General features: G+C 59.1%; 13 protein-coding genes. 2 read left to right on the top strand and 11 right to left on the bottom strand.

The genetic code is table 11. The annotated features are described in order from the left end of the window. Positions 1-13 precede the first annotated feature (13 nt). Positions 14-1,432 (bottom strand): 3-isopropylmalate dehydratase large subunit, encoded by a 1,419-nt coding sequence (leuC, locus tag R6W86_RS08525; RefSeq protein ID WP_410328934.1) that lies wholly within the window; start codon positions 1,430-1,432, stop codon positions 14-16. Positions 1,433-1,801: 369 nt separating this feature from the next. Between leuC and R6W86_RS08520 the strand changes: the two genes are divergently transcribed. Together R6W86_RS08520 and R6W86_RS08515 are read left to right on the top strand one after the other, a co-directional pair. Continuing rightward, positions 1,802-2,683: a LysR family transcriptional regulator gene (locus R6W86_RS08520; protein WP_410328933.1), complete on the top strand. Its 882-nt coding sequence runs from the start codon at positions 1,802-1,804 to the stop codon at positions 2,681-2,683. Between the two features lie 23 nt (positions 2,684-2,706). Next, entirely contained in the window at positions 2,707-3,855 is a 1,149-nt protein-coding gene (locus R6W86_RS08515) for a PilT/PilU family type 4a pilus ATPase (protein WP_410328932.1), read from the top strand. 9 nt (positions 3,856-3,864) lie between these two features. Here R6W86_RS08515 and R6W86_RS08510 read toward each other — a convergent pair whose 3' ends face one another. From R6W86_RS08510 to R6W86_RS08465, 10 genes are all read right to left on the bottom strand, one after another. After that, the gene (locus R6W86_RS08510) at positions 3,865-4,962 is read right to left on the bottom strand and encodes an MFS transporter (protein ID WP_410328931.1); all 1,098 of its coding nucleotides are present in this window, start codon (positions 4,960-4,962) and stop codon (positions 3,865-3,867) included. 220 nt (positions 4,963-5,182) lie between these two features. Then, complete coding sequence (aroC, locus tag R6W86_RS08505; RefSeq protein ID WP_410328930.1) at positions 5,183-6,277, bottom strand: chorismate synthase; 1,095 nt, start codon at positions 6,275-6,277, stop codon at positions 5,183-5,185. A 37-nt stretch (positions 6,278-6,314) separates the two neighbouring features. After that, the gene (prmB, locus tag R6W86_RS08500) at positions 6,315-7,217 is read right to left on the bottom strand and encodes a 50S ribosomal protein L3 N(5)-glutamine methyltransferase (protein WP_410328929.1); all 903 of its coding nucleotides are present in this window, start codon (positions 7,215-7,217) and stop codon (positions 6,315-6,317) included. 89 nt (positions 7,218-7,306) lie between these two features. Beyond that, positions 7,307-8,518, bottom strand: a complete 1,212-nt coding sequence (locus R6W86_RS08495; protein ID WP_410328928.1) for a patatin-like phospholipase family protein — start codon at positions 8,516-8,518, stop codon at positions 7,307-7,309. A 4-nt stretch (positions 8,519-8,522) separates the two neighbouring features. Further along, on the bottom strand, positions 8,523-9,434 hold the full coding sequence (locus R6W86_RS08490; RefSeq protein WP_410328927.1) for a DUF4892 domain-containing protein: 912 nt from the start codon (positions 9,432-9,434) through the stop codon (positions 8,523-8,525). After that, on the bottom strand, positions 9,427-10,338 hold the full coding sequence (locus R6W86_RS08485; protein ID WP_410328979.1) for an alpha/beta fold hydrolase: 912 nt from the start codon (positions 10,336-10,338) through the stop codon (positions 9,427-9,429). The genes R6W86_RS08490 and R6W86_RS08485 overlap by 8 nt, the downstream gene beginning before the upstream one ends. A gap of 22 nt (positions 10,339-10,360) precedes the next feature. Further along, on the bottom strand, positions 10,361-10,711 hold the full coding sequence (locus tag R6W86_RS08480) for a PilZ domain-containing protein (protein ID WP_091999324.1): 351 nt from the start codon (positions 10,709-10,711) through the stop codon (positions 10,361-10,363). Positions 10,712-10,832: 121 nt separating this feature from the next. Then, complete coding sequence (gene holB, locus R6W86_RS08475) at positions 10,833-11,864, bottom strand: DNA polymerase III subunit delta' (protein WP_410328926.1); 1,032 nt, start codon at positions 11,862-11,864, stop codon at positions 10,833-10,835. After that, positions 11,861-13,951 carry a transglutaminaseTgpA domain-containing protein gene (locus R6W86_RS08470; protein WP_410328925.1) on the bottom strand — a complete coding sequence of 697 codons (2,091 nt, stop codon included), beginning with the start codon at positions 13,949-13,951 and terminating at the stop codon, positions 11,861-11,863. The genes holB and R6W86_RS08470 overlap by 4 nt, the downstream gene beginning before the upstream one ends. Then, complete coding sequence (locus tag R6W86_RS08465; protein WP_410328924.1) at positions 13,948-14,970, bottom strand: DUF58 domain-containing protein; 1,023 nt, start codon at positions 14,968-14,970, stop codon at positions 13,948-13,950. The genes R6W86_RS08470 and R6W86_RS08465 overlap by 4 nt, the downstream gene beginning before the upstream one ends. Between the last annotated feature and the right edge of the window lie 103 nt (positions 14,971-15,073).

Genomic DNA, 15,073 nt, shown 5'->3' with positions numbered 1-15,073 from the left:
TCTCTCCTGTGGTTCAGTGCATCAATTCTCGGACATCAACGAAGTGACCGGTCACCGCAGCGGCGGCGGCCATGGCCGGGCTGACCAGGTGGGTACGACCACCAAAGCCCTGTCGGCCCTCGAAGTTCCGGTTGGAGGTAGAGGCACAATGCTCGCCCTGCCCCAGTTTGTCGGCGTTCATGGCCAGGCACATGGAGCAGCCCGGATCGCGCCACTCGAGGCCCGCCTCGATAAAGATCTTGTCCAGACCTTCTTTCTCGGCCTGAGCCTTTACCAGGCCTGAGCCGGGCACAACCATGGCCTGCTTGAGGCTGGATGCAACCTTGCGACCCTTGACTACGGCCGCGGCTTCCCGCAGATCCTCGATGCGGCTGTTGGTGCAGGAGCCGATGAACACCCTGTCGAGCTGGATGTCGGTGATCTTCTGGTTCGGCTGCAGACCCATGTACTTCAGCGCACGGACAATACCTTCGCGCTTGATGGGATCTTCTTCCCTGGCCGGGTCCGGTACCGCACCATCGACACCGGCAACCATTTCCGGAGAGGTACCCCAGCTCACCTGCGGCATGATGGCGGAGCCGTCCAGCTCGACCACCTTGTCAAACTCGGCGTCGTCGTCACTGTGCAGGGTTCGCCAGTAGTCTACGGCCTTGTCCCAGGTCTCGCCTTTCGGGGAGAACGGGCGGCCTTTGACGTAGTCGATGGTGGTGTCATCCACCGCCACCATACCGACACGGGCGCCGGCTTCAATGGACATGTTGCAGATGGTCATCCGGCCTTCCATGCTGAGGCCGCGGATGGCTTCACCGCCAAATTCGATGGCGTAGCCGGTACCGCCGGCGGTGCCGATCTTGCCGATGATGGCCAGGACCACGTCCTTGCCGGTCACACCGGGGCCAAGCTTGCCGTTGACCTTGACCAGCATGTTTTTCATTTTTTTCTGCACCAGGCACTGGGTGGCCAGCACGTGCTCTACTTCGGAGGTACCGATACCGTGGGCCAGGCAGCCGAAGGCGCCGTGGGTGGAGGTGTGGGAGTCACCGCAGACGATGCTCATGCCCGGCAAGGTGGCACCCTGCTCTGGCCCGATGACGTGGACGATGCCCTGGCGCTGGTCCTTGATCTTGAATTCGAGGATGCCAAACTCGTCGCAGTTCTTGTCGAGGGTTTCTACCTGGGTGCGGGATACGGGGTCGACGATGCCGTCGATGCCTTTGTCGCGATCGGTGGTCGGGACGTTGTGGTCCGGGGTGGCGATGTTGGCGTCGATCCGCCAGGGCTTGCGGCCGGCGAGGCGCAGGCCTTCAAACGCTTGCGGTGAGGTGACTTCGTGCAGCAGCTGTCGGTCGATGTAGATCAGCGCGGAGCCGTCGTCCCGCTGTTTGACGAGATGATCGTCCCACAATTTGTCGTATAAGGTCTTGCCCGCCATGGTTCTCTCTCACTCTCTGGGGGTTTCTGGTTTTGACTTCATTGTTGGTTATGGTACTCCCCTGGGCTGCATAACCTCAATTCATGTTTTTTATTCTTTGCATTCCTTCCTGGAATATCTTAGCTTTGGTGGAAGGTCTGATTTGATCCGGCTTTCCAAAACACGCTCCTTGCGGCACCCCTGCGGGGTCCAGCCCGCAATCACAGATTGCGGTCGTTCGGCCGTCGCATGAAGCTTCGCTTCATTAACGCTCGGCCTCACCCATGTGGCGCTTGAGCTCCGCCATCCATGGCTCCGCACAGTTTTGGAAAGCCGGATCAAACCAGCCCCCAAACTTTTGAGTGCCACCGACGGGGGAAATGTCCGGAAATGGATTCCAATTCTCTGAGAGCGTTTCTCACCATTGTCGACCAGGGCTCCTTTTCGGAAGCCGCCGAGGTTCTGCACCTTACCCAACCGGCGATCAGCAAACGCCTGGCGGCTCTGGAGAACCAGCTGGGTACAAAGCTGATTGACCGCAGCCACCGTGAGATAAGACTGACGGATGCCGGAACAAGGTTGCTGCCCCATGCTAGAAAGATCCTGGACGAGGTTCACAACGCCCGGGTGGCGCTGTCAGCGGACGACGGTGAGATCAGTGGAGAGCTGGAGATTATCGCCTCGCACCACATCGGGCTGCACCATCTGCCCAACTGGCTCAGGCGTTTTTCCCGTGACTATCCGGAAGTTCGGCTGAATCTGCAGTTCATGGAGTCGGATGCTGCTTACGCGCAGATGCTCAAACGTAACGCGGAGCTGGCGTTTGTCACACTCAGTGACAGTATGGGAAGCCAGTTCGTGGTATACGAACAGTGGTCCGATCCCATGGCGTTTGTGGTCGGGCGGGATCATGAGTTGTCCGGGCAGGTTTCGGCGTCGCTTGAGGATCTTGCCCGCTACCCGGCTTTGTTGCCGGATACCACTACCGCCACCTATCGGACTGTCAGTCGCCTTTTCCTGGAGGCGAATCTTCCGCTGAAACAGCAGATACCGACCAATTACCTTGAGACGCTCAAGATGATGACGAGTGTCGGTCTTGGTTGGAGTGTTTTGCCGGTGAGCATGCTGGATGAGTCGGTCCATAAGCTGGAGACCGGCTATCCCGTTAACCGGATGCTGGGTGGTGTCGGGCTGGCCGGACGTCAGCTCAGCCAGGCAGCGCGGGCGCTGCTGGAGGTCGTTCGGGAGGAGGAGACGGGCGAATCAACGTAAATCATTGACGATCAGGAGAAGACATGGGCTTTGACGATTACCTCAAGATTCTGGCCAAGCACGATGGCTCGGACCTTTACCTGAGTACCGGCGCCCCGCCCTGCGCCAAATTCCATGGTGCGCTCAAGCCCATCGACCGGTCTCCCATGGAACCCGGGGCGATCAAGGATATCGCCTACACCATCATGGACGATGAGCAGATCGCGGAGTTCGAACAGGAGCTCGAGATGAACCTGGCTTACAGCATTCGCAATGTGGGCCGGTTCCGCATCAACATTTTCCGGCAACGTAACGAGATTTCGATCGTCGCACGGAACATCGTGACCGAGATTCCGAACGCCGACGACCTTGGTCTGCCGCCGATTCTCAAGGATGTCGTGATGACCAAACGGGGTCTGGTTCTGTTCGTCGGTGCCACAGGTTCGGGCAAATCCACCTCCCTCGCCGCCCTTATCGATCACCGGAACAGCAATTCTGCTGGCCACATCATTACTATCGAAGATCCGGTGGAATACATTCACCGCCACAAGAAGTGCATCGTGAACCAGCGCGAGGTAGGGGTTGACACCCGGAGCTTCCAGAAAGCGCTCAAGAACACACTGCGCCAGGCTCCGGATGTCATACTGATCGGTGAGATTCGCGACCGCGAAACCATGGAACATGCCCTGGCCTTTGCCGAGACCGGGCACCTGTGCATTTCCACGTTGCACGCCAACAATGCCAACCAGGCGCTGGATCGTATCATCAACTTCTTCCCGGAGGAGCGGCGCCCTCAGCTGCTGATGGATCTTGCGATGAACCTGCGCGCGTTTGTCTCCCAACGACTGGTACCAACGATCGACAAGAAGCGCTGCGCAGCGATCGAAATCCTGCTCGGCACACCCACCATCAGCGAGCTAATCCTGCGTGGTGAAATCGAAGGCATCAAGGAAATCATGGAGAAGTCTGCCAACATTGGCATGCAGACCTTTGATCTGGCGCTGTTCAACCTTTGGAAAGAGGGCAAGATTTCCGAAGAGGAAGCGCTCAAGAACGCAGACTCCGCCAACAACCTGCGCCTGAAGATCAAGCTGCACGGTCAGGGCGGTGCCGACTCTTCCGCCGCTTCCGGCCCGACCGGCAGTGGCCTTTCCCTCAAAATCGAGGAAGACGACGAGGATCCGGAAGAATAGTAATTCGTCTCAGGTGTTGTCTGGCGGCGGCCTCAGCCCCCGCCAGGTGATCACCACTGCAATGGCCATGGCGACCGAGCCACCCCAGAACGCCGCGCTGGTGCTGATTCCGTCCACCAGGAACCCGGATATCCAGGCACCCGCCGCACCGCCGGCGCCGAAGGTCAGGCCGCTGTATAGAGCCTGGCCCTGCCCATGATGATGTTTGCCGAAGAATCCCTGGATGTACTGCACCGAAATCGCGTGCAGCGCCCCGTAGGAAGCCGCGTGTAGAAGCTGGGCAAAGATCAGTACGGGAATAACATCGGTTAGTTCTGCAATCAGCGCCCAACGAATCATGGTCAGTACCAGGGCCCCGATGGCAATCTGACGGACGGAGAAACGCCGCGTGAACCGGTGCATCACCAGGAACAGCCCGATCTCGGCAACCACGCCCAGCGACCACAACAAGCCGATCGGCAATTTGCCATAGCCGTGCTGTACGAGATGGATGCTGAAGAACGTATAGTAAGGCCCGTGGGATACCTGGAGCAGGAAGTTCATCAAGAAGAAGGTGACCACCGCCGGGTGGGTGACAATTTCCTTCAGACTGCCCTTGGGAGCTTTAGGCTTCACCTCTCCGCGCTCTGATGGCACCAGAAAAGCTGAGACCGCAATGCCAGCAAAAACCGGCAGCAACAACCAAGGGAGTGAACTGACAGGAACAATCTCGAGGATGCCCCCGACCCCGGCTACCGCGGCAATAAACCCAACTGAACCCCAAAGCCGGACCCGCCCGTATTTCTCCTTCTCCTTTCCCAGGGTGCGAAGCGTAATCACCTCGTACAGAGGCAGGATAGCGTTCCAGAAGAACGTGAAGGCGAGCATTACCAGCAACAGGCCATAAAAGCCAGGCTCAAGGAAAACGCCGGCAAAGAACAGCGAACCGGTAATCGCACCGAACCTTACAAGCCGGACCCGCTGACCACTTCGGTCCCCGAGCCAGCCCCAGACGCTGGGAGCAATAATCTTGGTGAGCTGAATAGTCGCCATCAGTGTGGCGATCTGAAGATAGGTATAGCCCCGTCCCTCAAGGTACAGAGACCAATACGGAAGCAGGCCGCCCAAGAGAGCGAAAAACCAGAAATAAAGATTCGAAAGCCGCCAGTAAATACCAGGACTCCTTTACGAAGCTAACCCGAGAGTCCGTGGCGCCGTCCGGGTGAGGTGTTCAAAAAACGCCCGTAAATACGTCCCTGTAGGGCTTGGTCGCGCCATCCATGGCGCTCCACATTTTTGAACACCTCACCCGGACGGCGCCACTCGTGCAGGATTCAGGCTTACGACCCTATAGTTGACCGATAACGGGTGTAGAAACTTTCACATCACCATTCTGACCACGATGACGCAGGTAGTGATCCAGCAGAACGATCGCCATCATGGCTTCAGCAATCGGTGTAGCGCGAATACCAACACAGGGATCATGACGGCCGGTGGTAATGACCTCCACCGGATTGCCGTTCACATCAATACTGCGTCCGGGCAAACGAAGGCTGGAGGTCGGCTTCAGGGCGATGCTTGCCACGATCGGCTGACCGGAGGAAATGCCGCCCAGTACACCGCCGGCGTTATTGGAAAGAAAGCCTTCAGGCGTCATCTCGTCCCGGTGCTCGGTGCCCTTCTGCTCAACCGAATCAAAACCGGCCCCGATCTCCACGCCTTTCACCGCGTTGATACTCATCAGCGCATGGGCCAGATCCGCATCGAGGCGGTCAAAAATCGGCTCGCCAAGGCCGGGAGGAACGCCATCGGCCACAACATTGATCCGGGCACCGATGGAATCGCCCTCTTTCCGCAGCGCATCCATGTAGGCTTCCATTTCCGGCACCTTATCGGCGTCCGGGCAGAAGAACGGGTTCTGGTGCACCTGGTCCCAGTCCAGCTTTTCCGCCTTGATGGGGCCCAACTGGGAAAGGTAGCCGCGTATCTTGATGCCCAGTCGTTGCTCCAGGAATTTGCGGGCGACGGCGCCGGCGGCCACACGCATGGCGGTCTCACGGGCCGAGGAGCGGCCACCGCCACGGTAGTCGCGAACGCCGTATTTGTGCATGTAGGTGTAATCGGCATGGGCCGGTCGGAACTGCTCCGAGATTTTGGAATAGTCCTTGGAGCGCTGATCCGTATTCTCGATGAGCAGGCCGATGGGCGTTCCGGTGGTCTTGCCCTCGAACACCCCGGACAGGATCTTCACCTCGTCCGCCTCGCGGCGCTGGGTGGTATGGCGGGAGGTGCCCGGCTTGCGACGGTCCAGGTCCCGCTGCATGTCGGCTTCCGAAAGCTCCAGGCCCGGAGGGCAGCCGTCGATAATGCAGCCCAGGGCGGCCCCATGGCTTTCACCAAAGGTGGTTACTGTGAACAGTTTTCCAAAGCTATTTCCCGACATGATTCAGTATCTTATCCAGTTCTTGTGAAAATTCGGTTTAACCGCGGGCCTGCCAGGCGCGGAGATCTTCACCCCGCAGCAGGAATACTCCGTCACCGCCGTTTTCAAACTCCAGCCAGGTGAACGGCAGGTCCGGATAAGCCTGATCCAGCGCGACCCAACTGTTGCCTACTTCCACGATCAGCAGGCCGTCTTCGGTGAGGTGGTCGGCCGCCTTTGCCAGGATACGGTGGGCGATATCCAGACCATCCGCCCCAGCGGCAAGACCCAGTTCCGGCTCATGGCGGTATTCGTCCGGCATATCCGCGAGGTCTTCAGCATCCACGTAGGGGGGGTTGCTCAAAATGACATTGTAGCGGCCGGTAATGTTCTCGAACACATCAGACTTTACGGTGCGTACCCGGTCTCGGACGTCATGAAGATCAATATTCGACTCCGCGACCGCCAGGGCGTCCTCGGAAATATCGGACAGATCCACCTCGGCATCCTCGAACACCATGGCTGCGCCAATGCCGATGCAGCCACTGCCAGTGCACAGATCCAGTATCCGGGTAACTTCGGTGTCGCCCAGCCAGGGCTGGAGACCACTTTCCAGCAATTCGCCAATGGGCGACCTGGGCACCAGCACGCGCTCGTCCACATGGAACGGCATGCCCATGAACCAGGCTTCGCCAAGCAGGTACGCGAGCGGGACCCGGTCGTCCACTCGCCGCTGGATACGTTCGAGAATCATGGCACGCTCGTCCCGGGTGAGCCGCGCATCGAGGAACAAGGCGTTGTTTTCCAGTGGCAGGTTCACGCTGCGCATCACCAGCTGAACCGCCTCGTCCCAGACGTTATCGGTGCCATGGCCAAAAAACAGTGGCGACGCCGCAAACTGCGTCGAGGCATAGCGAAGGTAATCGCGAACGGTCTGAAGGTCGTCGATGGGACTGGTCACAAGGATCATTTCCTGTTCTGGCGCATGTCAGCGCGGGATTATACGCTGTTTGGCCCCGCTCCCGCAGCCTAAACCAGCCCGGATCCTGCTCAGATGGCCAACGGGCCGGAGCTGCTCCTGTTCGCCTCGTACCGGTCCAGCGCCAGGGCCATACGTTCGCGCCCAAGCTGAATCAGCTCGGGGGCCTTGTGGTAGTCGTAGGTCCGACAGGCATTCTTGGGCACGTTGACCAGCAAATCCGGCGGGTAACCAGCGATCTTGTATTGCACCAACGCACTCTGCATGGTTTCGATGGTCAGGTTCATCACATCGAATTTGCCTATGCCAAGCTTGTCCCAGTCGATGGTTTCGTGATCTTCCTGATGTTTCTTATCGGTTGGCTTTTTATCGTGGTCCTTGTGGCTTTCTTTTTTGTGGACCTCCCGGCTGATTTTCTCCTCGGGACTTTCTCCATTGTCGACTTTCCGGGAGCCGAGTGATTTGATGGTATCCCAGTCAAACCAGCGGGATGCCTTGTCGCGGATGGCGTCAACCCACTCTTCCATCTCCGAAGCTTCTTGATCGTGGACAAAGGCCGCGTCCGGGATCCGCTGGCGCTGGTCGTCCTCGCCACTGAGGTTGACCGCAACAATCAGGTCCGCGTGGGCGGAGATGGTCGGGATTATCGGTAACGGATTCAGCAAAGCGCCATCCACCAGGACGCGTCCATTCAGCACCAGGGGCGTCACAACACTTGGAATGGCGACAGAGGCTCGGATGGCCTGGTCCAGCGGACCTTCCTGAAACCAGACTTCCTTGTGGGCCAGCAGATCGGTAGCAACCGCCGTGTAGGCCAGTGGCAGGTCTTCAATCCGGGTATCACCCAGCATCTCCCGGACCACGGAAAAAATCTTTTCACCACGGATGGCACCCACTGAATTGAAGGTAACGTCCAGCAGCTTGAGTACATCGAACTGGCCGAGGCCGGTGACCCAGTCCTTGTAGTCCTTCATCTTGCCCGCGGCGTACATGCCACCAATCAGCGCGCCCATGGAACAACCCGAGATCGCGATGATGTCGTAACCGCGCTCCTTCAGGATCTCTATGGCGCCGATGTGGGCATAGCCACGTGCGCCCCCGCTACCGAGGGTTAATGCAACGGTCTGCTTACGTTTGGTGCCGGGAGGCTTTTTCTGGATATTGGCCGGAGCCTCTGCCGCAGATACATCGGAGCTCTGCAGGACCTTGGAGATACTATCCTCCGGAATGTCTGTATCCGGTTTTCCCGGGGAATCCCCGTCCTTTTCCTCATCCTTGGCCATGATCTCACCTCGAAATGACGGTCACTTCCACCCTATCACCCTGACGATCCGGGTTTTCCATGGGTATAAAGGGGCCAACCACCAGTATTTTCTGCTGCTCCCGGGATATCCCGATACGCGCCAACACTTCGGAGAGGGACTCGGTCGCACCCCGGGCACGTTCGAGGGAGTCGTCAAGGCTCTCTTCAGCGCCCAGCGACGAGAATCCTACCAGAACCACCGTAGCGCCTTCTTCCGAAGCCTGCTCCCTCAGGTTGCGACGATCGCTTGCCGCCCAGTCAAATTTGTAGGTAAAGCCGCCCTCATAGGGAACAATCAACGGCCCGAACATCCGATCGGAACCCGTATCGAATCCAGGTACAACGGCACCGTCACCGAGCCTGAGATGCTCGACCCAGATGTACTCACGCAAGTTGCCTCGGGTTACGGTGTAAACAAGCGTCAGCCAACGGGTTCCATCCTCATCGAGTGACCCGGCAATCAGGTAATCCTGTTCAGAATCCCGGCCGTTGAGGATCGCCTGGCCAAAAATGCGGTTCGCCCAGATTACACTCCGGCCGCAGCTGACCCCGGAACAATCATACAGAACGCTAGCGCCCCGGGCCTGTAACAGCTGGCGATAATGGCCGCGAGCCCCGGCCCGGCCAGCATCCCGGTTAAGCTGGTACATTCGGCCTTCGCCCGAGACCGGCAAACGCGCCATGGTGTCGGAACGGATTTCATTATTCACTTCCCGAACCGGGCTGAACAACACCAGATGGCCGTTGGACTGAATCCGGGTACTGGTTTCCAACTGCGACTGGGGGAAAGGTTCCGGAAAACCGGATGCCAACGCCTCATTCGAAAGTGTAGCCAACAGGACCAGCATCCCGCCAAGGGATTTAACGAACCACTTTACGCTCAATTGCTTAACCATTGGTCAAAAATGCCCTTACCGCTTCTGCTACCGGCACGGTATCGCCATCGAGGTGACAATGATGGCCGCCCGGAACACGTGCTATTGTGAGATTCCTGATCCGCTCTGCCCTGTCGTCCAGCCCTTTGCGATGGGAGAGCAGGCCTTCATCGGCACGCACAAACAACGTCGGCGTCTCGATGGCTTCCAGGGAAGCCAGCACCTGCTCCTCCGTCATCATCAGCGGGGATGGGTGACGAAGACGCGGATCAGTACACCATACGTAACCGTCACCAAACGGTTTCATATTCCGGGGCACCAGGGTCAGCGCGGCTTCATGGCTCAGCGGGCTGACGCCGCCCTCCCGGGCCTTTGCCGCAGTTGTCAGATCCGGATAGACCACCGACTTACCGGATCCGTTCAGGCGCTTCTTGATGGCCCTTCTCAATTGGGGAATGGTTTCTTCAACCGGACGACTGATGGCGCCGAGGCTGTCAATCATCACCAGATGCCGGACCTTTTCCGGGAAAGCTGCAGTGTAAAGGGCGCTGACGATGCCGCCGAGCGAGTGCCCCACCAGATCAACCCGGCTCTCATCGAATTCGCTGAAATGCCGTTCGATCACTTCGGCCAGATCCGCCACGTAATCCATCAGCAGGTAGGACTGGCCCGGTGACCGGTGTCCCGATTTTCCATGCCCGGCCATATCGATGGCATGCACATCGGCCAGTTTTGCAAGTTCCGGGGCAAGTTTTCTGAAGGTCAGGCTGTTGTCCAGCCAGCCATGAAGCATCAGGACCGGTGATTGCCCGCTAACTCCGGGATTGGCAGACCAGGAAAGGCCAGCAAGATCAATGTTCTCGAGCTGCCAGACGGTTTCCGAGCAACACAACGGTTTTCCGGCAGATCGTGCGGTTTCAGACATATCGTTCATGAAGCGGAACGCCTCACATGGTGTGTGTGGGGCGATCGGAACTGAGGGAGCCGGCCAGGTAGGATTCAATCTTGGTACGAGCCGTTTCATCATCGCCGTTGAACTGTACGCCAATACCGGCAGCACGGTTCCCCTGGGCACCCTTCGGTGTTATCCAGATGACCTTGCCGGCCACGGGGATCTTTTCCGGCTCATCCATCAGGTTGAGCAGGAGAAAGACCTCGTCACCAAGCTGGTACTGTTTCTGCGTCGGAATAAACATTCCGCCCTGACGAATATAGGGCATGTAGGCTGCATACAGCACTGCCTTGTCCTTGATGGTCAGGGTGAGAATGCCACTGCGCGCGCCAAAACCTGGGCCCATATCTGACACCTTTTATTGTGTTGTCACGGTAACTCGTTCATACCGGGATAAGAAAATCCCTGTCATTTCGCAATCATAGCAGCTTGGGCCCGCATAGGCGTAGCCCTTACCGACAACGCGGTTAACCCGCCTTGCGCCGCCTGGGCATCAGGGCCTGCCAGGCCAGTAACAAACGGCTGGCTTCAAGCTCCGGATTGGCATTGTAGACACCCGCTGCCCTCGACTCCCGGATCATATCCAGGAGCTCATGGGCCCGCCAGGCCGGATTCCGTTTCGCCAGGAACCCGAGCATGTCCGCAGCCTCCGCGTCCGAGGCCTGGCCACCGGCCGCCATGCGTGCGAGGTCCGCTGCCCAGCCTTCGAACAGGAACAGCGCATCTTCCAGCCCCATGGCCTTGAACGCCTTCGCGGCCTCGGCCACGGGCATCTGCCCCTTCATGAATTGCCTGAAGCTTTCGAAAGCCTCATCGCGAAGCTTGAGAAACTCGCCATTGACGTATTCAAGGGCAAGTCGTGGTGCGTTACCCGCCAGCATCAGCGCTTTGGCCAGTACTTCCGCGGATGGTCGCTGATCTTCGTCCAGCTCCGTCACCTTCGCCACCAGCCAGCGTTCCGCCTGCTCCCGCGCAGGCACTGAAATGTTCAGGGTCTGGCAGCGTGACCGGATGGTTGGCAGCACGGGACGGCCGCTTTCCTGGAGCAGCAGCAGGGTGACGTCCGCCAGTGGTTCCTCCAGGGTTTTCAGCAAGGCATTCGCGGCATTGATGTTGAGCTGGTCGGCCCGATCAATGATTGCCACCTTGTGATGGGCGACCTGGGGCGAACCCACGGCAAACGAAGACAGCGCCCGAATCTGGTCCACCTTCACCATCCGGGATTTTTCCGGTGCATAGATCCGCAAATCCGGATGGCTGCCGGCGGCAACAAGCTCACACTGTTTGCAGTGGCCGCACCCGACCGGTAGATCCGCTTCATTCCTAACCGGTCGGTCGCAAAGCAGCAAGCACGCCACAGCTTCCGCCCAGGCCCGTTTCCCGACACCCCGCTCGCCATTGATGATCAGGGCATGGGGCAGGCGGTCCTCGGCGAGCCGGGCCTGTATCTGTTGCCAGGCTCGCTGGAGCCAGGGCATGTCTTGCGCGATATCGGTCACGATGCTGATCCGGATTCTCTGTGTGGATGGCGCCGCTGTGAGGCTTCCCGTAACCGGCGTTTCATAGTGCCCAGCAACCGCCGCATACGCCGCAGTTCCTGATCATCGGATTCGGATGACGGCTTATAGTAATGGCTGTTCACCATCCAGGCAAAACGACGGGCCGTTTCCGTGACCGAAGGCCGCGCTTGCGCCAGCCGGTCTGCCAGAGTAGTTGGGGTTTCCCCCTGCCGGACCGGCACACCGGCACTCTCGCAGGCCCGGTGCCAGGATAGCAGCACTTTCTGGAAATCGTCCCGACGTTCACCCCGTCGCAACTGCAACGTTGAAAACAGGCCCGCGATCAACAGTCCTGCACCAACAATGCCGGCCGTCAGGTAGCCGAGTTCACGCAGGCCGATACCGCCGGGCAGGCGAGACATCAGATCCATCTGGCTCTGGCCTTGATAACCGACCACCCAGCGCTGCCACTGGTAGTTAATTCGATCCAACTGGAGACTCGCCCATTGCACCAGTGCCAGATCACCATACTTCTGGGCCGAGAGGACCTCGTCCTCCAGGAATGAGCCTTCCTCTGCCACCGCGTCCCGGAGGCCGGACTCGATTCGCGCCGGAGAAATCGCCGCCGTGGGATCGACCCGCACCCAGCCCTGGCCATCCAGCCAAACCTCGACCCAGGCATGGGCGTCATACTGGCGCACGATCAGGTATTCAGCCCCTGCCCCGGATTCGCCGCCCTGATAACCGACGACCACCCGGGCCGGAATACCTGCTGATCTCAGAACGAAGGTGGTAGCCCCCGCATAGTGGGCGCAGAAGCCGCGTTTCTGATCGAACAACAGAGCATCGATGCCATTTTCGGGCATGGCCGGCGGACGCAGTGTGTAGAAGTATTCCTGCTCACGGAACCGGCTCAGCAGCGAGTCAACAACACCCTGATCAGAAAAACGTTGGTCCAGCTCGCGGGCCAGCTCACGGGCCCTCGGGTTGCCGGACGCGGGCAACTGCAGATACCGGCGCCGCTCCGCAGGACTCAGCTCACCATTTCTGGAGCTCCGGGATTCATCAAGGCTGAGACGGTAACGCATCGGGCTGTCCGCCGGCCGGCGGAACCGGAACAGGTCATCACCCTCTTCCACCACGTTGTCGGAGACCGCCGATGAGCCCTCCAGGGCGAATGCCCAGCGTTGATCCGTCGGCTCCATCAGCACATCATATTCCCTGCCGCCCAGCGGCCCTACGCCACCATCCATCGCGATCCGGCCCAGCCGACGGAAACCTTCTTCACGCCCCTGGCGCCAGGTTTCCCCATCCAGGTAATCCAGCACCAGGCCGCGCCAGTAACGGTCGCGGTATGCGGGTATTCCACCCCCGAACGTTGCCCGAAAAGCACGCTCGCTGCTTTGGGCCAGGTTGGAGATGTCCCCCGGCCGCATGGTGTCACTGATGCCCGAACGGGCTTCGCCGGAAACCAGCGGCACACTCCAGAGCGGTGCCATGCGGGGAAAGAAGACAAACAGCAGCACAACGACCGGCAGGGTCTTCAGAACCAGTCCGCCCAGGCGACGCCAGCCGGAAGGCATATCGCTGGGTAGATCCGGGGCATTGAGCACCTGCAACCCGACCAGCAGTAAAGCAACCGCAAGGAAGTTCACCAACGACCACAGAATATTCTGCTGGAACAGGAAATTAACCCCGACCAGGTAGACCAGGATAAAAAACAGCACGTAGAAGTCCCGCGTTGAGCGGGTTTCCAGCCACTTCAGCCCCACCGCCAGCACAAAGAACGAGGCTGCGGTATCCACGGTAAAACGGCCCTGGACGGTAGCAACGTACACGGCGATCAGAACCAGCATGATACCAGTGCGCAACCAGCGCCCCGGAAGCCGGACCCTGCCCTCCTGCGCGAGCCACCGCCACACTGCCAATATCCCGCAGGCGGCGACCAGCCATATCGGCAGCCGGTCCCACTGGGGCGCCAACAGGATGGCGAAGCTGCCGATCAACCAGAGCAAGGCATTCGAAGGCAGAGCGTTCGCCGGCTCAACAGCCTCACGACCGAGAGAGAAGGTCCGGGTCAATTTCATGCCGCAGCCTCCTTCTCTCTTGGGGCTTCATTCCGGCGGGTTCCATGCTCCGCCGCTATCGTATTTCTCAGAGGCTCCTCTCCCCAAACGGCCAGGGCACGCAGGCAGCGGGTGACGTGTGCCGGCCCCTGATCAGGCTCAATCACCTGCCCCGGCAGATTCAGACCGAACGGCGTACTGGCCTTCGCCCGCTCCAGCACTTGCGAGGCGAGATAGCTTAGCCGCAGCTCATTGTCCGTACCGGCAAACGCGTAAAAGTCCAGCCACTGCGGGTTCCCTTGTTCCCCCTCCCAATCCGCGACCACCATCTGTGCGGTGCGGGCATAGCGCTTCCACATGACGCGCTGACTCAGATCGCCCTCACGCCAGGGACGCAGGTCCGCATTATCATTTCCGATGGTTGGGCGCTGGGCACTGTCCTCATCTCCATCCTCGACGGTGCTTCCGGCATCCGGCGCAGCCACAGGCCTGGGAAAAATGATCGCTGGCGATACTGGCCGAATCCAGGACCAGGCCTTCAACAAACCAAAAGGAAAGCGGGTTTCGATCCGAATCATTTCCGGCCGGAGGTAACCGCGATGGGCGGAAGGCACCGACAAGGCCACATCCAGCGCCTGTCCGGCCGGGATATGGAAGGGGGCAAGAGTGGAATCCTCACAGGAAAGACGGATCGCAATGGCCGGCCCTTTCCCGGCGGAGGCCCGAAACCGGTATGGAACCTCGTCACCGGCAAAGCCTTCACCTGGTTGAGTCACCGTCAACTGCAGGCCTGACAGGTTGCGATGGGTCTGGTGCATGGCACCTATAAACAGCGCGCCAAGAAGAAACGTGGTGAGATAAATCAGGCTGTTCTGGTAATTGATGCCGGTGATCAGCATCACCAACAGCAAAATACCGAAGACCAGACCGGCTCCGGTCGGCAGAATAAAGATATTTTTCTGATTGAACGACTGACTGTCCGATCGGGGAACCCGACGATTCAGCCAGCGCTGCCAGCGTTCGCGAAATACTTTGATCATTCTGCCCTTGTGGCCCTGTACGAACGGAAAAGTTCCACGACTATACCAATGAAACTGCGGCTTTTTATAAAGATACTGACAATTCAAAGAGACTGATCACAAT

This window comes from Marinobacter sp. (assembly GCF_046484525.1).
In the GTDB taxonomy this organism is placed as follows: domain Bacteria; phylum Pseudomonadota; class Gammaproteobacteria; order Pseudomonadales; family Oleiphilaceae; genus Marinobacter.
This window is presented reverse-complemented; position numbering and strand designations above follow the sequence as displayed.